This is a genomic window from Streptomyces sp. NBC_01237, assembly GCF_035917275.1.
Classification (GTDB): Bacteria; Actinomycetota; Actinomycetes; order Streptomycetales; family Streptomycetaceae; genus Streptomyces.
On record NZ_CP108508.1, the window covers coordinates 2,147,815 to 2,164,432 of the forward strand.

Genomic DNA, 16,618 nt, shown 5'->3' on the forward strand with positions numbered 1-16,618 from the left:
GCCGAGCGTCGCGGATGGGGGTTCTGACGTGAGAGACGGCAGTCCGGTCGTCCATGGGTTTCCGCACCTCGACGCCGTCCGGTCCGCGATCACCGCGCTGTACCGGCGGATCTCGTACGACGGTGTGCACGCGTACGGCCCCAGCCTGCTGCCCGCCGACGCCGCGTTCTCGGACGTGGACGATCTCCATCTGGGCACCCAGCGGGTGGCGCGGGCACTGGTCCAGCACCTGCGTCTGCCCGATGCCCGCATGATCGTCGGCTTCCGGCGGATGGAGCACGCGGCGACCGTCGAACTCGCCGCCGGACCGGAGTACTTCATCGAGCTCAATGACCGGTTCCGTACGCATCGCCGGGACATCGGCGCCGCGCTCGCTCACGAGATCACCCACGTACTGCTGCACCGGCTCGGGCTGGAGCTCCCCGGTACGCGCGACAACGAGATCCTCACCGACACCGTGACGACCTATCTCGGGGCGGGCTGGCTGCTGCTCGACGCCTTCCGGGAGGACGCCACGTCCAGCCAGAAGCTCGGCTACCTCACACCGGAGGAGTTCGGGTACGTCCTGGCCAAGCGCGCGTTCGCGTTCGACGAGGACCCCTCACCGTGGTTCACCAGCCCGCAGGCGTACTCGGCGTACGCGAAGGGACGGGCGCAGGCCCTGCGCGAACTCCGGCAACCGCCGCTGACCGCCGCGGGCCTGCTGGGGCGGCGGCGCTACACCAAGGACCGGCGGTACGCCGGCGACCACCCGGGCACGCCCGCGGACCCCGGTGCCCCGTACGCCTTCGAGCACGGCGGCGGAGGGCTGCGGGTCTCCTTCGCCTGCCCCACCTGCCTCCAGCGCATCCGGGTCCCGGTCCGCGGCCGGGTGCGCGCCAGGTGCGGGCTGTGCCGCACGGTCCTGGAGTGCGACACCTGAGAGCCCGTCCCGGGGCCGGTGCGCGGTCCGGACCCCGGCGCGGCCACCGTAGGGTCGAAGCATGACGGAAGAGCCGATTGGGGACGAACGGAGCCTGTTCGAGGCCCTGTACGAGAGTGAGGACGCTGTCGTACGGGCATTGCGCGCGGGGGCCGCGGCCGAGTCGTGCGACGCGGACGGCACGACGGCGCTGTATCTGGCGTCGGTGGAGGACCGGCCGGGAGCAGTACGGCTCCTGCTCGCGGCCGGAGCCGACCCGGACCGGCCGAGCGGCCCCGAGGCGGGCGATCTCCCGCTGTGCGGGGCCGCGTGCGGCGGACACACCGAGGTGGTCGGGGCGCTGCTGTCCGCCGGGGCGCGGCCGGACCTGCCCGAACAGTTCGGATTCACCGCGCTGCGCTGGGCGGTGGGGCTCGGCCACGCAGCGACCGCCGAGCTGCTGCTCGCCCACGGTGCGGACCCTCACCTGCCCGGCCCGGAAGGGGAGCCTCCGTTGGTGCTCGCGGCCCGGCGCGGCTCGGTCCGTACGGTGCGGGCGCTGCTGGAGCACGGGGCGGGGACCTGGGCGGGCGCGGTGGAATGGGCGCTGACACAGGCGCGGCGGATGCTCGAAGTGGAGGTGGAGCAGGAGCTGCTGCGGAGGCTGGAGGAGACGCACGGTTCCGGGTTCGACGCGATGGTCCGCCGTGACCTCGTGGACGGCGAGGAGACGGTGACCGTGGAACTGCTGCGTGACGGGGAGCCGTTCGCGGGGGCGGACGGACAGACGGGGCACGCGGTGATCGCAGAGCTGCTGAAGGGCGTGGGGTGAGGGCCTGAGCGAGGGGCGAGCTCCGAGGGCGGGGGCCGAGGGCCGGGGGGGGTCCGAGGGGGCGGGGGGTCCGAGAGGGGCGGGACTCACGCTGCCGATCGCCGCGGACGCCCCTGCGGCCACCGCTGCCCCGTCGCCCACCTGCCCGTCCTGCCTCCACCACCCCTCGTCACCCACCTGCGCGCCCTGCTGCCACCACCAGCCGTCGCCCACCTGCCCCTCCTGCCTCCACCGCCCCTCGTCACACACCTGCGCGCCCCGAGGCCGCCCTCCCCCGTCACCCGGCCGCCCCGTTCACCGCGCGCCGTACACCGGCCGGGCCGGTTCCGCCGCTGCCAGCAGGCGACGGACGGCGGTGCCGGCCGCGGCCGGGGACCAGCGTGCGCCCCGGTCGGCGGTGGGGCCGGGGCGCCAGCCCTCCATGACGGTGATCCGGCCCGCCTCGGCCTCGAAGACGCGTCCGGTCACCCCGTCGCTCGCGGCCGAGCCGAGCCACACCACCAGCGGCGACACGTTCTCGGGGGCCATCGCGTCGAAGGCACCCGGCCCCGGTGCCGCCATCGTCTCGGCGAACGCCTGCTCGGTCATCCGGGTCCTGGCCGCCGGAGCGAGGGCGTTGACCTGGACGCCGTACCGCCGCAGCTCCTCGGCCGCGACCAGGGTGAGGCCGAGGATCCCGGCCTTCGCGGCGGCGTAGTTGCCCTGTCCTACGCTGCCGAGCAGACCCGCCCCGGAACTGGTGTTGATCACCCGGGCGACGGGCGTGCGGCCCGCCCTGGCCTCGGACCGCCAGTGGGCCGCCGCGTGCTTCAGGGGCAGGAAGTGGCCCTTCAGATGCACCCGCAGCACCGCGTCCCAGTCGTCCTCGTCGAGGTTGACCAGCATCCGGTCCCGCAGGAAGCCCGCGTTGTTGACCAGGGTGTCGAGCCGCCCGAATGCCTCCAGGGCGGTGGCGACCAACGAGGACGCACCGTCGGTCGTGGCGATGTCACCCCGGTGGGCGACCGCTTCGCCGCCCGCGGCCACGATCTCGTCGACGACCTCACGGGCCGGTCCTGCGCCCCCCTGCCCCCCGACCCCGCCGCCGCTCCCGTTTCCGCCGCCGTCCCCGGTGAGGCCGACTCCGAGGTCGTTGACGACGACCTTGGCCCCCTCGGCGGCGAAGGCCAGGGCATGGGCCCGGCCCAGCCCCCGCCCGGCGCCCGTCACGGCGACGACCCGGCCGGCGCAGAGCCCGGTGCTGCGTGTGGTCATATCGGCTCCCCTTGTTGGCGATGCGGTGGCAGGCTGCTACCTTCCACCTAACAAATGTTTGGTGGAAAGGTAGCTGATCCTCTCATGGGTGTCTCCACCTCACGTCCCGCCGACGGCATCCGCGTCATCACCGTCGACTTCCCACCCGTCAACGCCCTGCCCGTGCGCGGCTGGTACGACCTGGCCGACGCCCTGCGCGCCGCGGGCCGCGATCCCGCGGTCCGCTGTGTGGTGCTGGCCGCGGCCGGGCGCGGCTTCAACGCGGGTGTCGACATCAAGGAGATCCAGCGCGACCCGGGGCACGACGCCCTGATCGGTGCCAACCGCGGCTGTTTCGAGGCGTTCGCCGCCGTGTACGAGTGCGAGGTACCGGTCGTCGCCGCGGTGAACGGTTTCTGCCTCGGCGGTGGCATCGGGCTCGTCGGCAACGCGGACGCGATCGTGGCGAGCGACGACGCCACCTTCGGGCTGCCCGAGCTGGACCGCGGCGCGCTCGGCGCCGCCACCCATCTCGCGCGGCTCGTCCCCCAGCACCTGATGCGGACGCTGTACTACACCTCGCGCACGGTGACCGCCGCCGAACTGCACGCGCACGGCTCGGTCTGGCGGGTCGTCCCGCGCACCGCGCTGCCGGCCGCGGCGGTGGAGCTGGCCGGGGAGATCGCCCGCAAGGACGGACACCTCCTCCGGCTGGCCAAGGCCGCCATCAACGGCATCGACCCGGTGGACGTACGCCGCAGCTACCGCTTCGAGCAGGGCTTCACCTACGAGGCCGGCCTCAGCGGTACCGCCGACCGCGTCCGCGACACCTTCGGCAAGGAGGCACGATCGTGACCGACAAGACCATGACGCCCGAGGACGTCGTCTCCCGGCTCCGCAGCGGCATGACGATCGGCATCGGCGGCTGGGGATCGCGCCGCAAACCGATGGCGCTGGTGCGTGCCCTGCTCCGGTCCGGGATCACCGATCTCACCGTGATCTCGTACGGCGGCCCCGATGTCGGCCTGCTGGCCGCCGCGGGCAGAATCCGACGGCTGGTCACCGCCTTCGTCACCCTCGACTCGATCCCCCTCGAACCGCACTTCCGCGCGGCCCGGCAGCAGGGTGCGTTCGAACTGACGGAGATCGACGAGGCGATGTTCATGTGGGGGCTGCACGCCGCCGCGAACCGGCTGCCGTTCCTGCCCGTGCGGGCGGGTATCGGCTCCGATGTGATGCGGGTCAACCCCACGCTGCGCACGGTGACTTCGCCGTACGAGGACGGCGAGGAGTTCGTCGCGATGCCGGCCCTGCGGATGGACGCCGCCCTGGTCCACCTCAACCGCGCGGACCGGCTCGGCAACGGCCAGTACCTGGGCCCCGATCCGTACTTCGACGACCTGTTTTGCGAAGCCGCCGACACCGCGTACCTCTCCTGCGAACGCCTCGTCGAGACCGCCGAGCTCACGGACGGGCCCGCCCCGCAGACCCTCCTCGTGAGACGCAGCTCCGTCACCGGTGTCGTCGAGACCCCGAACGGCGCGCACTTCACCTCCTGCGTCCCCGACCACCCCCGCGACGAGGCGTTCCAGAAGGCGTACGCCACGGCCGCCGCGGACCCCGCGGCATGGGCCGAGTTCAGCGAACGCTTCCTGCCCGCGGGGGGCGACGAGAAGAGCTACCAGTCAGCCGTCCGGACCTGGCACGAGGAGCAGATGTGAGCGCCGAAGCCGCTGCGGGGACCGTCACCCGGGCCGAGTACTGCGTGATCGCGTGCGCCGAGGCGTGGCGCGACAACGGCGAGGTGCTGGCCAGCCCGATGGGCCTGATCCCGGCGCTCGGCGCCCGCCTCGCCAAGCGCACCTTCTCGCCCGACCTGCTGCTCACCGACGGCGAGGCGCTGATCGTCGGGCTCGACGGCACGCCGGAGGGCTGGCTGCCCTACCGTCAGCATCTCACCATGGTCACCGGCGGCAAGCGGCACGTGATGATGGGCGCGAGCCAGATCGACCGCTTCGGCAATCAGAACATCTCCTGCGTCGGCGACTGGGAACGGCCCGTCCGCCAGCTCCTCGGGGTCCGCGGCGCACCGGTCAACACCCTGAACAATCCCGTCAGTTACTGGGTTCCGCGCCACGCCCGCCGGGTCTTCGTCGAACGCGTCGACATGGTCTGCGGGGTCGGTTACGACAGGGCCGCGGCGGCCGGTCCCTCCGCGACCCGCTTCCACCGCGTCCCCCGGGTCGTCAGCGATCTCGGTGTCTTCGACTTCGCGACCCCGGACCGCTCCATGCGGCTCGCCTCACTGCATCCGGGCGTCACCGTCGACCAGGTCCGCGAAGCCACGGGTTTCGCGCTCACGATCGAGGACGACGTGCCCTTCACCCGTGAGCCGACCGCCGGGGAACTCCGCCTGATCCGCGAGGTCATCGACCCCACCGGCACCCGCGACCGCGAGGTCCGGTCCTGATGCGCACGGCCCTGACCGAACTCGTCGGTGTCCGGTACCCGATCGTGCAGACCGGCATGGGCTGGGTCGCCGGCCCCCGGCTGGTCACCGCCACCGCCGAGGCGGGCGCCCTCGGCATCCTGGCCTCCGCGACGATGACCGTGGAGCAGCTGCGCGCCGCGGTCCTGGAGGTCAAGTCCCGTACCGACGCACCGTTCGGCGTGAATCTGCGGGCGGATGCCGGGGACGCGCGCGAGCGGGTACGGATCATCATCGACGAGGGGGTGCGGGTGGCGTCGTTCGCGCTGGCCCCGTCACGGGAGCTGATCGCCGAACTGAAGGACGCGGGCGTGGTCGTCGTCCCGTCGATCGGGGCCCGGCGCCACGCGGAGAAGGTCGCGGCGTGGGGCGCGGACGCGGTGATCGTGCAGGGCGGCGAGGGCGGTGGCCACACGGGAGAGGTGGCGACCACGGTCCTGCTGCCCCAGGTCGTCGACGCGGTGGACATCCCGGTGATCGCGGCGGGCGGCTTCCACGACGGCCGGGGCCTGGTCGCGGCGCTGGCGTACGGGGCGGCGGGCATCGCGATGGGGACGCGGTTCCTGCTGACGTCGGACTCCACGGTCCCGGACGCGGTGAAGGCCCGCTATCTGGCGGCGGGCGTCAAGGACATCACGGTCACCACGGCGGTGGACGGGCTCCCGCACCGGATGCTGCGTACGGAGATGGTGGCCGCCCTGGAGCGGGCGGGCCGCGTCCGGGCCCTGGCCCAGGCGGTGCGCCGGGCATCGGGTTTCCGGCGGATCTCCGGCCTGAGCTGGCCCCGGATGCTGCGTGAGGGCCTCGCCACGAAGCACGGCAAGGACCTGACCTGGAGCCAGGTGCTGCTGGCCGCGAATACGCCGATGCTGCTGAAGGCATCCATGGTGGACGGCCGCACCGACCTCGGGATCATGGCCTCGGGTCAGGTCGCGGGCCTGATCGAGGATCTGCCGAGCGTGGCCGAACTGGTGACCCGAACAATGAAAGAGGCCCACCAGGCCCGCGCAACCCTGCCGTAGCCCCAGAACCGAGCCCGCACAGCAGCGGAACCCCTTGGTGCCCGCCACCAAGCAAGGACCGTGGCCCACCATCAAGCCGTCCGGCGATTGAGGACAAGACCTCGGGCAAAGCCCCGCCCCACACCAAGGACCGGGACCCCAACTCAAGCCCACCCGTCACCCGAGGACCGGGCCCAACCCAAGCCCGTCCGGCGATTGAGGACCGGGGTCCGGGGCGGAGCCCGTCCGGCGATTGAGGACCGGGCCCACCATCAAGCCCGCCGTCAAGCAAGGACCGTGGCCCACCATCAAGCCATCCGGCGATTGAGGACAAGACCTCGGGCAAAGCCCCGCCCCACACCAAGGACCGGGACCCCAACCCAAGCCCACCCGTCACCCGAGGACCGGGCCCAACCCAAGCCCGTCCGGCGATTGAGGACCGGGCCCACCATCAAGCCGTCCGGCGATTGAGGACAAGACCTCGGGCAAAGCCCCGCCCCACTCCGAGGGCCGGCGCCCCAATTCAAGCCCGTCCGGCGATTGAGGACCGGGGTCCGGGGCGGAGCCCCGAAAGGCCCGCACCCGCACCCCGCCCCCACATCTCCCGGCTACGCCGCCCGACGCCCACGCGCAGGCGCCGCGCCCCGCCCCGAACCGGCACGCCCCGCCCCCGCACCACGGGACTCGCCGCCCGAACGCGCGGCTCCGCCGCCACCGCCCCCGCGTACGGAACCGGCCGCACCGCCACGCGACTCGCCGCCGCCTCCCGCACCCTGCGCGCCACCGCCGGCGCCGCGGCGTCCACGGCCCCGGCTGCCCGAGCGGAAGCCGCCGCCGGTGCCCGAGCCCGGCGCCCCGGCCGTCCGCGTGCGCGGCTTGGGCTGGGTGGGCTGGGGGACCTCGACGACGATCGCGATTCCGGACGGCTCGCGGGCCCCGGTGATCCGGGTCAGCTCCTCGTCGCTGGACTTGATGCGGGTGGTGCGGGGGTCGATGCCCGCGTCCTGCATCAGCCGGGTCATCTCCCGCTTCTCCTCGGGCAGCACCAGCGTGACGACGCTGCCGGACTCCCCGGCGCGCGCCGTGCGCCCGCCGCGGTGGAGGTAGTCCTTGTGGTCGGTGGGCGGGTCCACGTTGACGACGAGGTCGAGGTCGTCGACGTGGATGCCACGGGCCGCCACGTTCGTCGCGACGAGTGCGGTGACCTGGCCGTTCTTGAACTGGTCCAGGGTCCTGTTGCGCTGCGGCTGGGACCGGCCGCCGTGCAGGGCCGCGGCCCGTACGCCGCTGGCGAGCAGCCGCTTGGCGAAGCGGTCGGCGGCGCGCTTGGTGTCGACGAACATGATCACCCGGCCGTCACGGGCGGCGATCTTCGTGGCGACGGCCTTCTTGTCGGTCTCGTCCGCGACGTGGAGCACATGGTGCTCCATGGTGGTGACCGCACCGGCGGACGGGTCGACGGAGTGCACGACCGGGTCGGTGAGGAACATCTTGACCAGGCGGTCGATGTTCTTGTCGAGGGTCGCGGAGAACAGCATGCGCTGCCCGTCCGGCTCGACCTGCTTGAGCAGCGCGACGACCTGCGGCATGAAGCCCATGTCGGCCATCTGGTCGGCCTCGTCGAGGACGGTGATGGCGACCTGGTCGAGGCGGCAGTCGCCGCGCTCGATGAGGTCCTTGAGCCGGCCTGGCGTGGCGACGAGCACCTCGGCGCCCCGGCGCAGCGTGCCGGACTGCTTGCTGATCGACATGCCGCCGACGACGGTGGCGAGCCGCAGGTTCACGGAGGTCGCGTACGGGGTGAGGGCGTCGGTGACCTGCTGGGCGAGCTCACGGGTCGGGACGAGGACGAGGGCCAGCGGGGCGCGGGGCTCGGAGCGGCGCCCGGCGGTGCGGGCGAGCAGGGCCAGGCCGAAGGCGAGCGTCTTGCCGGAGCCGGTGCGGCCACGGCCCAGGATGTCCCGGCCGGCCAGCGAGTTCGGCAGGGTGGCGCCCTGGATGGGGAAGGGCTCGGTGACGCCCTGCGCGGTGAGGGTCTTCAGCAGTGCCGCGGGCATGTCCAGCTCGGCGAACGCCTCGACGGCGGGCAGCGCGGGGGTCATGGTCTCCGGCAGGGCGAACTCGCCCTGGGGCGCTGTGGCGCGGCGGCGGGCGGGTGCCTTGCCGGCTCCGCGGCCGGATCCCTTGGCGTTCGCCTGTGCCGGGGCCGGGCCGCGTCCCCTGGCCGGTCGGGTGCGGGTCGGTCGGTCCTGGCGTTCGAAGCGGGTCATACGGAATTGCCCTCCTGGGGGATTCCTGGGGTTACTGCGGGACTGCTGGTGGGACTGTCTGTGGACTGCTTGATGTGCGCCCCAGGATGCAGCACAAAGCGGGGTGTCCCCCAGACAGCACAAACCGGGGCCCGCACCTTCACGGTGCGGGCCCCGGTTGCGAGGTACGCGTCCGGCAATTAGGCCGGGACGATGTTCTCCGCCTGCGGGCCCTTCTGGCCCTGCGTGACGTCGAAGGAGACCTTCTGGCCCTCCTGGAGCTCACGGAAGCCCTGGGTGGCGATGTTCGAGTAGTGGGCGAAGACGTCGGCGCCGCCGCCGTCCTGCTCGATGAAGCCGAAGCCCTTTTCCGAGTTGAACCACTTCACGGTTCCAGTAGCCATGTCGATCTCCTAAAAGAGGTGCAGTGCCGGAAATTCGCACTTTACGAATTCCAAGTCGCCGCATTGAGCCCCACCCGGAGAAAGCCGGAAAACAATAAAGCGCCTGAGGAAGCATTCCCGTCAGGCGCACATAAAGTTCATGGGTACCAAAACTGCAACTGGACCACCGTAGCACGTTCTGTCGTCCGGCGGCGGATCCCGTCGTGCCGCCGGACGGAGAACTTCGCTGACCAGGAGGGGTCCGGACGGTGTCCCCCGGGGATTGGACGCCTGTTCCCCCAAGGTTTCCGGGCCCGACACCCGGGCGCCCCGACGCGCCTGCACGCCAGCACCCCCGACGCTCCGGCATCCCGGCACCCGGCCGCCCCGGCGTCAGAGCCTTTCGATGATGGTGACGTTCGCCTGGCCGCCGCCCTCGCACATCGTCTGGAGCCCGTAGCGGCCGCCGGTGCGTTCCAGTTCGTGCAGGAGCGTCGTCATCAGCCTGGCACCGGTCGCGCCGAGCGGGTGCCCGAGGGCGATCGCGCCGCCGTTGACATTGACCCGCTCCGGGTCCGCGCCGGTCTCCTTCAGCCAGGCCAGGACGACCGGTGCGAAGGCTTCGTTGATCTCGACCAGGTCGATGTCGTCGAGGGTGAGGCCGGTCTTCTTCAGCGCGTACGCGGTGGCGGGGATCGGTGCGGACAGCATCCGGATCGGGTCCTCGGCACGTACGGAGAGGTGGTGGACGCGGGCGCGCGGGGTGAGGCCGTGCTCGGCGACGGCCCGTTCGGAGGCGATGAGCAGGGCGGCGGCGCCGTCGGAGACCTGCGAGGAGCAGGCGGCGGTGATCGTGCCGCCGTCCATGACGGGCTTGAGCGCGGCCATCTTCTCCAGGGTGGTGTCGCGGCGCGGCCCCTCGTCGGCGGTGACCTCTCCGTACGCGACGGTCTCGCGGGCGAAGCGGCCCTCGTCGATGGCGCGGATCGCCCGTTGGTGGGAGAGGAGGGCGAACTCCTCCATGTCGCGCCGGCCGATGCCCCACTTCTCGGCGATGAGCTGGGCGCCGTGGAACTGGTTGACGGGTGCGTCGCCGTACCGGGCTCGCCAGCCTTCGCTGCCCGCATAGGGGCCTTCGGTGAAGCCGAGGGGTTCGGCCGCCCGGCGGGAGGCGAAGGCGATCGGGATCTGCGTCATGTTCTGGGTGCCTCCGGCGACGACCAGGTCCTGGGTGCCGGAGAGCACCCCCTGGGCGGCGAAGTGCACGGCCTGCTGGGAGGAGCCGCACTGGCGGTCGATGGTGACGCCGGGGACCTCTTCGGGGAGTCCGGCCGCCAGCCAGGAGGTGCGGGCGATGTCGCCGGCCTGGGGTCCGACGGTGTCGAGGCAGCCGAAGACGACGTCCTCGACCGCCGCCGGGTCGATGCCGGCGCGGGCGACCAGGGCCTTCAGCACATGGGCGCCGAGGTCGGCGGGGTGGACGGCCCCGAGGCCCCCCTTGCGCCTGCCGACGGGGGTGCGTACCGCTTCGACGATGTAGGCCTCGGCCATGGCTGCTGCTCCTTGGGTGAGTCAGTGACGCAGGGCGATCCCGTCGAGCACCATCGAGAGGTACTGGCGGGCGATCTCCTCGGGGCTGTGCTGTCCGCCCGGCCGGTACCAGGAGGCCGCGACCCAGACGGTGTCGCGGACGAAGCGGTAGGTGAGCCGGATGTCGAGGTCGGCGCGGAAGGTCCGGTCGGCGACACCGCGTTCCAGGGTGCCGAGCCATGCCTTCTCGAACTTCTGCTGCGAGTCGGCCAGGTACTGGAAGCGGGGCTGGGTGGCGAGGTGCTTGGACTCCTTCTGGTAGATGGCGACGGCGGCGCGGTGCCGGTCGATCTCCCGGAAGGACTCGGTGACCAGGGCCTCGATGGATTCCCGGGGGCCGAGGCCGGCCTCCAGTACCGCGTCGTACCCCTCCCAGAGTTCGTCGAGGAAGGTGGAGAGGATCTCGTCGACCATCGATTCCTTGGAATCGAAGTGGTAGTAGAGGCTGCCCGCGAGCATGCCCGCCTCGTCCGCGATCTTCCGGACGGTGGTGGCGTTGTATCCCTGCGCGGCGAAGACCTCGGCGGCGGTGGCGAGCAGTTCGCGGCGCCGCTCGGGCGAGGGGGTCACCTGGGGCTTCTTCTTGGTAGGCACCCGTCCATTGTCCGTCCGCCCGCCGTCCGGCCGTCCACCCGCCGGACCGCCGCCCGTCCGGCCGTTCCCCGCCCGTCGCCCGTCCGTGCCCCGATGGCCGCCTCATGCACGCTGACTGCTCACGGAGACGACCTCGCCGGTCATGTAGGAGGAGTAGCCGCTGGCGAGGAAGACGATGACGTTGGCGACCTCCCAGGGTTCGGCGTACCGGCCGAACGCCTCCTTCTCGGTGAGTTCGGCGAGAAGCCCGGCGGAGGTGACCTTGGCCAGGTGCGGGTGCATGGCGAGGCTGGGGGCGACCGCGTTGACCCGTACGCCGTACGCGGCCGCTTCGACGGCGGCGCAGCGGGTGAGTGCCATGACGCCCGCCTTGGCGGCGGCGTAGTGGGCCTGGCCGCTCTGGGCGCGCCAGCCGACGACGGAGGCGTTGTTGACGACGACGCCTCCGCTGCCCGCGGCCTTGAGGGAGCGCAGGGCGGCCCTGGTGCAGCGGAAGGTGCCGTTCAGGGTGACGTCGAGGACCTTGGTCCACTGGTCGTCGGTCATCTCGGTGAGTTCGGCGGTGCCGCCGAGGCCCGCGTTGTTGACGACGATGTCGAGGCCGCCGTGGGTCTGTTCTGCGTGCGCGAAGAGGGCCCGGACCTGGGCTTCGTCGGTGACGTCGCAGGGCAGGGAGGTGACACGGTCGGCGCCGAACTCGTCGGCGAGTGCCTGCTCGGTCTCCTTCAGCCGGCGGGCGTGGGCGTCGCCGATGACGACCCGGGCGCCCTCCTCCAGGAGCCGGCGGGCGGTGGCTCCGCCGATCCCGGCCCCGGCGGCCGCGGTCACGACGGCGTTGCGGGAGGTCAGCAGTCCGTGTCCCGGTAGGTACTGCGGTGCGCTCACGCCCTGCCTCCTCGGGTCTCCGGCGCCGGGCCCTAGCCGGTGCCGGTGCGCGTACATTAACCTACCAAACACTTGTTAGGGAAGGATGAGCCGATGCCCGATCCGACACCCGGCCCCACCCAGGGCCCGGCGCCCGCCTCCGGTCCGGCACCCGACGGCGGGACCGGGCCCGTGCTGTACGAGCGCCGGGGGCCGGTCGCGTACGTCACGCTGAACCGCCCGCGCTACCGCAACGCCCAGAACTCCGCGATGACCTACGCGCTGGACGCCGCCTTCTACCGGGCCGCCGAGGACGGTGAGGTGAGGGCCGTCGTGCTGGCCGGGGCCGGGGACCACTTCTCGGCGGGGCATGACATCGGCACCCCGCAGCGCGACGCGCATCTGCCCTTCGAACGCCGGGCCGGACTCTGGTGGGACCACAGCGACAAGACGGGCGCGGAGAGCCGTTTCGCCCGGGAGTCGGAGGTCTATCTCGGGATGTGCAGACGCTGGCGCGAGCTGCCCAAGCCCGTGGTGGCGTCCGTCCAGGGGGCGTGCGTGGCGGGCGGGCTGATGCTGGCGTGGATCTGCGATCTGATCGTGGCGAGCGAGGACGCGTTCTTCGCCGATCCGGTGGTGCGGATGGGCATCCCCGGCGTCGAGTACTTCGCGCACCCCTGGGTGATGCCGCCCCGGATCGCCAAGGAGTTCCTCTTCACCGGCGACCGGATGAGCGCCCGGCGGGCGTACGAGGTCGGCATGGTCAACCGGGTCGTCGAGCGGGCCGAACTCGCCGAACGTACGCATGAACTGGCCCTGCGCATCGCCGAGATGCCGCGCCTCGGGCTGGCGCTCACCAAGCGCGCCGTGAACCAGGCGGAGGACCTCCAGGGCCTGCACAGCGGCCTGGACTCGGTCTTCGGGCTGCACCATCTCGCCCACGCCCACAACGCGGAGACGGCGGCGGACCCGCTCGGCGGCATGGATGTCGCCGCGATGAAGAAGGCGGGCACGTGATGGACCTGGCGCAGTCGGCGCGCACGGACGCCATCCGGGCCGAGGCGCGAGCCTGGCTGCGGGCCAACGTGCCCGCCCGGCCGCTGCCGTCGCTGGAGACCGAGGAGGGGTTCGCCGCGCACCGGGCGTGGGAGGCGCGGCTGCACGCGGACCGGTGGTCGGCGGTCTCCTGGCCCGCCGGGTACGGCGGCCGGGACGCGGACATCTTCGGCTGGCTGGCCTTCGAGGAGGAGTACTACGCGGCCGGTGGCCCCGGCCGGGTCTCGCAGAACGGCATCAGCCTGCTCGCCCCCACGCTCTTCGACCACGCGACCGAGGAGCAGCGGGCCCGGGTGCTGCCGTCGATGGCGAGCGGCGAGGTGATCTGGGCGCAGGCCTGGTCCGAGCCGGAGGCGGGTTCCGACCTGGCGTCGCTGCGCTCGCGCGCGGTGCGCACGGACGGCGGGTGGCTGCTGTCGGGGCAGAAGACCTGGTCCTCGCGTGCGGCGTTCGCGGACCGGGCGTTCGGGATCTTCCGTACGGACCCCGAGGCCGCCAAGCCGCATCACGGGCTGACGTATCTGATGTTCGACCTGTCGGCGCCGGGCGTCACGGTCCGGCCGATCGGGCGCCTCGACGGGAAGCCGGCGTTCGCCGAACTGTTCCTGGACGAGGTCTTCGTACCGGACGCGGACATCATCGGGGAGCCCGGCCAGGGCTGGCGTATCGCCATGTCGACAACGGGCAACGAGCGCGGGCTCACCCTCCGCTCCCCCGGCCGTTTCCTCGCCGCGGCGGACCGGCTGTCCGGGCTGTGGCGGGCACGGGGCGAACCGTCGGACACGGCGCTGCGGGACCGGGTCGCCGACGCGGTGATCGGGGCGCGGGCCTATCAGCTGTTCACCTACGCGGGCGCGTCGCGGTTCGCGGCGGGGACGGCCATCGGCGCGGAGTCGAGCCTGAACAAGGTGTTCTGGTCGGAGTACGACATCGCGCTGCACGAGACGGCGCTCGATCTGCTGGGACCGGACGCGGAGCTGGCGGAGTCCGCGTGGTCCGAGGGGTACGTCTTCTCCCTCGCGGGTCCGATCTACGCCGGGACGAACGAGATCCAGCGGGACATCATCGCCGAGCGGCTGCTCGGCCTGCCGAAGGGACGGCGCTGATGCGTTTCCTCCTCGACGGGGAGCAGCGGGAGTTCGCCCGCTCGCTGGACGCGATGCTGACGGCCTCGGACACGCCGTCGGCGGTACGGGCCTGGGGCGCCGGGGACCATGGGCCGGGCAGGGCCCTGTGGGCACGGCTCGCGCACGCCGGGGTGTTCGCCCTCGCGGTCCCGGAGGCGCACGGCGGCGTGGGACCCCTTCCGGTCGAACTCGCTGTCGCCTTCGTGGAGTTGGGGCGGCATGCGGTGCCGGGTCCGGTGGTGGAGACCGTGGCGCTCTCGGTGCTGCTGAGTGCCGTGGGCGGCCCGGCGGCTGAGGAGTGGCTGCCCCGGCTGGCCGCGGGGGAGGCTTCGGCGACCCTGCGGATGGACGGGTACGGGCCGTACGCGCTGGACGCGGACGTGGTGGACGGGGTGTTCGTGGTGACCGGGCAGGAGCTGCGGCTCGCGCCGGGGCCGGGAACGCTCCATGCCTCGGCCGATCCGGCGCGGCGGCTGTTCACGCCGGAGGCGGGGGGTGCGGTGCTCGCCGCCGGGCCCCGGGTGGTGGCGGCGGCACGCGCGGCGGGCGACTGGGCGGCGTTCGCGACGGCGGCCCAGGCGCTGGGGACCGGGGAGGCGTTGCTGGGCTCCACGGTCGAGTACGTCAAGCGGCGTACCCAGTTCGCGGTGCCCATCGGCTCCTTCCAGGCCGTCAAGCACCGGCTGGCGGACACGCTGCTGGGGCTGGAGTTCGCGCGTCCGGCGCTGTACGGGGCGGCGGTGTCACTGGCCGGGGGATCGCCGCGGGCCGGGGCGGATGTCGCGGCGGCGAAGGTGCTGGCGGGCGAGGCGGGGTACGCGGCGGCCCGTACCGCGCTCCAGCTGCACGGTGCGGTGGGGTACACCCAGGAGCTGGACCTGTCGTTGTGGCTGCGCAAGGCACGGCCGCTGCGGGATGCGTGGGGGACGCCGGGGGTGTGCCGGGAGCGGGTGCTCTCCGGGTAGCGGTGCGGAGTGCCCCTTCCGCTCTCCTGGCAGCGGGAAGGGGCACTCGGTCTCAGGCTCCGGACGGTGCGGCGTCGCTGCCGCGGCGGATGGTGCGCAGGAGGTGGCCGGGACGCCAGGTCTCGACGATCAGGGTCTCGCCGTCGATCGTCGTACGGACCACCTCGGTCAGTTCCGTACGGAAGAGGAGGAAGGGTTCCGGGGGCTCCACCTCCTCGGCGAAACGGGCCCGGACCCCGGGGTCGGTCACCTCCACGGCGCGCCCGGACACGCGGACGTCACCGTCGTTCATCTCGGCGTCGGGTCCCGGGTTGGCCTGGAGCGCGAAGCGCGGGTCCCGCCGCAGGTCCAGCGCCTTGCGGGAGCCCGGCATCATGCCGAGCCACAGCTCACCGAGGCGGAACTCCGCCTCCAGGCCGGTGACCCGGGGCGAGCCGTCCTTGCGCAGGGTCGCCAGAACCTGGTGCTTGTACTGCTGGAACCGGGTGCGCACCGTCTCGGCGAAGTCGGGTTGTGCCGCTGCGAAGTCCGCCCAGGGGGCCGGTGGGGTCGAGGTCATGCCAGCCATCGAACACCCGAAACCCGACACCTTCTGTCCGGTTTGATCGAAGGTCGGCGGAGGTCACCGGATCGGACGCTGCCGTACCCGGCGGCCCCCGCGTCCGGACCCGGCAGGTTCACACCGGCGACAGGGTGATCACGACCGCGTCGCCCATCGTCCGCAGGACGCCCGGTGACCCGCCGGTCGCCAGGACCGCGTCGTAGCGGCCGAGTGCGACATCCGTGCCGTCGATCACGGCCCCGCCGTCCAGGGCGAGCGCCAGTACCGTGCCGCCGTGCGGCGGAAGCAGCCGGACGGTGCCACGGACGACCGCCGTCTCCGCCCGCGTACGGCTCCTGCGGTACATCACGTTGAGGTTCACGACGGGGCCGGCCAGCAGAAGGCCCTCCGTCGTCAGGTCGCCGGGGAAGTCGTAGGGCCAGTACGGCTCGTCGACGATGTGGTGTTCGCCGTCCACGATCAGGTCCATCCCGGCGCCCTCGACCACCGTCAGGGTGCGGTCGACGCCCTCGAACGCGGAGAACGGCCCGTCGGCGTCGACGTCCGCCAGGCTGACCCGCCAGTCGAAGGCGTCCATCGGCGCCCCCGCGGGGTGTACGGCGATCTCGCGGGTGACTCCCCCGCCGTTCCTCCAGGGCACGGCCGTGCGCACGGCGGCCCTCAGTACGTGCGGCGAACCGGCCATGTCGTCTCCCTGTGTCTCCGGTCCGCGCGGCGCGGACTCCTGAGGGTAGGTCACCGCCCGGGGCCCGGCGGTGACCCGGGCATGGCGC

General features: G+C 72.7%; 17 protein-coding genes. 9 read left to right on the plus strand and 8 right to left on the minus strand.

Features of this window, described 5'->3' with window-relative positions:
* Nucleotides 1-28 precede the first annotated feature (28 nt).
* Nucleotides 29-922, plus strand: coding sequence for a hypothetical protein (locus OG251_RS09565; RefSeq protein ID WP_326676750.1), 894 nt, complete (start codon nucleotides 29-31; stop codon nucleotides 920-922).
* Nucleotides 923-983: 61 nt separating this feature from the next.
* Entirely contained in the window at nucleotides 984-1,733 is a 750-nt protein-coding gene (locus tag OG251_RS09570) for an ankyrin repeat domain-containing protein (RefSeq protein ID WP_326676751.1), read from the plus strand.
* 294 nt (nucleotides 1,734-2,027) lie between these two features.
* On the opposite strand, the gene OG251_RS09575 is transcribed toward OG251_RS09570, so the two are convergent.
* A complete protein-coding gene (locus tag OG251_RS09575) occupies nucleotides 2,028-2,987 on the minus strand; it encodes an SDR family oxidoreductase (protein ID WP_326676752.1) in 960 nt (319 codons plus the stop codon).
* Nucleotides 2,988-3,071: 84 nt separating this feature from the next.
* On the opposite strand from OG251_RS09575, the gene OG251_RS09580 reads away from it, so the two are divergent.
* Genes OG251_RS09580 through OG251_RS09595 form a run of 4 tightly spaced genes read left to right on the plus strand, consistent with a single transcriptional unit; the run spans nucleotide 3,072 to nucleotide 6,476 of the window.
* Complete coding sequence (locus OG251_RS09580) at nucleotides 3,072-3,821, plus strand: enoyl-CoA hydratase family protein (protein ID WP_326676753.1); 750 nt, start codon at nucleotides 3,072-3,074, stop codon at nucleotides 3,819-3,821.
* An 11-nt stretch (nucleotides 3,822-3,832) separates the two neighbouring features.
* Nucleotides 3,833-4,687, plus strand: coding sequence for a CoA transferase subunit A (locus OG251_RS09585; protein WP_326681199.1), 855 nt, complete (start codon nucleotides 3,833-3,835; stop codon nucleotides 4,685-4,687).
* Nucleotides 4,684-5,436: a CoA-transferase subunit beta gene (locus OG251_RS09590; protein WP_326676754.1), complete on the plus strand. Its 753-nt coding sequence runs from the start codon at nucleotides 4,684-4,686 to the stop codon at nucleotides 5,434-5,436. Before OG251_RS09585 ends, OG251_RS09590 begins: the two co-directional genes overlap by 4 nt.
* Nucleotides 5,436-6,476, plus strand: coding sequence for an NAD(P)H-dependent flavin oxidoreductase (locus OG251_RS09595; RefSeq protein WP_326676755.1), 1,041 nt, complete (start codon nucleotides 5,436-5,438; stop codon nucleotides 6,474-6,476). Before OG251_RS09590 ends, OG251_RS09595 begins: the two co-directional genes overlap by 1 nt.
* Nucleotides 6,477-7,063: 587 nt before the next feature.
* Here the strand turns inward: OG251_RS09595 and OG251_RS09600 are convergent.
* The 5 genes from OG251_RS09600 to OG251_RS09620 form a co-directional block, all read right to left on the minus strand.
* Complete coding sequence (locus OG251_RS09600) at nucleotides 7,064-8,725, minus strand: DEAD/DEAH box helicase (RefSeq protein WP_326676756.1); 1,662 nt, start codon at nucleotides 8,723-8,725, stop codon at nucleotides 7,064-7,066.
* Nucleotides 8,726-8,904: 179 nt separating this feature from the next.
* The gene (locus OG251_RS09605) at nucleotides 8,905-9,108 is read right to left on the minus strand and encodes a cold-shock protein (protein WP_015607926.1); all 204 of its coding nucleotides are present in this window, start codon (nucleotides 9,106-9,108) and stop codon (nucleotides 8,905-8,907) included.
* A gap of 372 nt (nucleotides 9,109-9,480) precedes the next feature.
* Nucleotides 9,481-10,638, minus strand: coding sequence for an acetyl-CoA C-acetyltransferase (locus tag OG251_RS09610; protein WP_326676757.1), 1,158 nt, complete (start codon nucleotides 10,636-10,638; stop codon nucleotides 9,481-9,483).
* A gap of 21 nt (nucleotides 10,639-10,659) precedes the next feature.
* Nucleotides 10,660-11,271, minus strand: a complete 612-nt coding sequence (locus tag OG251_RS09615; protein ID WP_326676758.1) for a TetR/AcrR family transcriptional regulator — start codon at nucleotides 11,269-11,271, stop codon at nucleotides 10,660-10,662.
* Between the two features lie 102 nt (nucleotides 11,272-11,373).
* A complete protein-coding gene (locus OG251_RS09620; protein WP_326676759.1) occupies nucleotides 11,374-12,156 on the minus strand; it encodes an SDR family oxidoreductase in 783 nt (260 codons plus the stop codon).
* Nucleotides 12,157-12,249: 93 nt separating this feature from the next.
* Here OG251_RS09620 and OG251_RS09625 point away from each other — a divergent pair, with 93 nt between their 5' ends.
* Genes OG251_RS09625 through OG251_RS09635 form a run of 3 tightly spaced genes read left to right on the plus strand, consistent with a single transcriptional unit; the run spans nucleotide 12,250 to nucleotide 15,283 of the window.
* Nucleotides 12,250-13,152 (plus strand): enoyl-CoA hydratase, encoded by a 903-nt coding sequence (locus OG251_RS09625; RefSeq protein WP_326676760.1) that lies wholly within the window; start codon nucleotides 12,250-12,252, stop codon nucleotides 13,150-13,152.
* Nucleotides 13,152-14,297, plus strand: a complete 1,146-nt coding sequence (locus OG251_RS09630) for an acyl-CoA dehydrogenase family protein (RefSeq protein WP_326676761.1) — start codon at nucleotides 13,152-13,154, stop codon at nucleotides 14,295-14,297. Before OG251_RS09625 ends, OG251_RS09630 begins: the two co-directional genes overlap by 1 nt.
* On the plus strand, nucleotides 14,297-15,283 hold the full coding sequence (locus tag OG251_RS09635; protein WP_326676762.1) for an acyl-CoA dehydrogenase family protein: 987 nt from the start codon (nucleotides 14,297-14,299) through the stop codon (nucleotides 15,281-15,283). Before OG251_RS09630 ends, OG251_RS09635 begins: the two co-directional genes overlap by 1 nt.
* Nucleotides 15,284-15,335: 52 nt before the next feature.
* Here OG251_RS09635 and OG251_RS09640 read toward each other — a convergent pair whose 3' ends face one another.
* Both OG251_RS09640 and OG251_RS09645 read right to left on the minus strand, forming a co-directional pair.
* The gene (locus OG251_RS09640; RefSeq protein ID WP_326676763.1) at nucleotides 15,336-15,851 is read right to left on the minus strand and encodes a pyridoxamine 5'-phosphate oxidase family protein; all 516 of its coding nucleotides are present in this window, start codon (nucleotides 15,849-15,851) and stop codon (nucleotides 15,336-15,338) included.
* Nucleotides 15,852-15,960: 109 nt separating this feature from the next.
* A complete protein-coding gene (locus tag OG251_RS09645; protein ID WP_326676764.1) occupies nucleotides 15,961-16,530 on the minus strand; it encodes a HutD/Ves family protein in 570 nt (189 codons plus the stop codon).
* Nucleotides 16,531-16,618 lie beyond the last annotated feature (88 nt).

What these genes read in the sequence shown, in the direction of transcription:
- OG251_RS09645 (WP_326676764.1), bottom strand. Translation starts at nt 16,530, where the DNA reads ATGGCCGGTTCGCCGCACGTACTGAGGGCCGCCGTGCGCACGGCCGTG.
- OG251_RS09640 (WP_326676763.1), bottom strand. Translation starts at nt 15,851, where the DNA reads ATGGCTGGCATGACCTCGACCCCACCGGCCCCCTGGGCGGACTTCGCA.
- OG251_RS09570 (WP_326676751.1), top strand. Translation starts at nt 984, where the DNA reads ATGACGGAAGAGCCGATTGGGGACGAACGGAGCCTGTTCGAGGCCCTG.
- OG251_RS09635 (WP_326676762.1), top strand. Translation starts at nt 14,297, where the DNA reads ATGCGTTTCCTCCTCGACGGGGAGCAGCGGGAGTTCGCCCGCTCGCTG.
- OG251_RS09585 (WP_326681199.1), top strand. Translation starts at nt 3,833, where the DNA reads ATGACGCCCGAGGACGTCGTCTCCCGGCTCCGCAGCGGCATGACGATC.
- OG251_RS09580 (WP_326676753.1), top strand. Translation starts at nt 3,072, where the DNA reads ATGGGTGTCTCCACCTCACGTCCCGCCGACGGCATCCGCGTCATCACC.
- OG251_RS09630 (WP_326676761.1), top strand. Translation starts at nt 13,152, where the DNA reads ATGGACCTGGCGCAGTCGGCGCGCACGGACGCCATCCGGGCCGAGGCG.
- OG251_RS09605 (WP_015607926.1), bottom strand. Translation starts at nt 9,108, where the DNA reads ATGGCTACTGGAACCGTGAAGTGGTTCAACTCGGAAAAGGGCTTCGGC.
- OG251_RS09595 (WP_326676755.1), top strand. Translation starts at nt 5,436, where the DNA reads ATGCGCACGGCCCTGACCGAACTCGTCGGTGTCCGGTACCCGATCGTG.
- OG251_RS09625 (WP_326676760.1), top strand. Translation starts at nt 12,250, where the DNA reads ATGCCCGATCCGACACCCGGCCCCACCCAGGGCCCGGCGCCCGCCTCC.
- OG251_RS09575 (WP_326676752.1), bottom strand. Translation starts at nt 2,987, where the DNA reads ATGACCACACGCAGCACCGGGCTCTGCGCCGGCCGGGTCGTCGCCGTG.
- OG251_RS09600 (WP_326676756.1), bottom strand. Translation starts at nt 8,725, where the DNA reads ATGACCCGCTTCGAACGCCAGGACCGACCGACCCGCACCCGACCGGCC.
- OG251_RS09610 (WP_326676757.1), bottom strand. Translation starts at nt 10,638, where the DNA reads ATGGCCGAGGCCTACATCGTCGAAGCGGTACGCACCCCCGTCGGCAGG.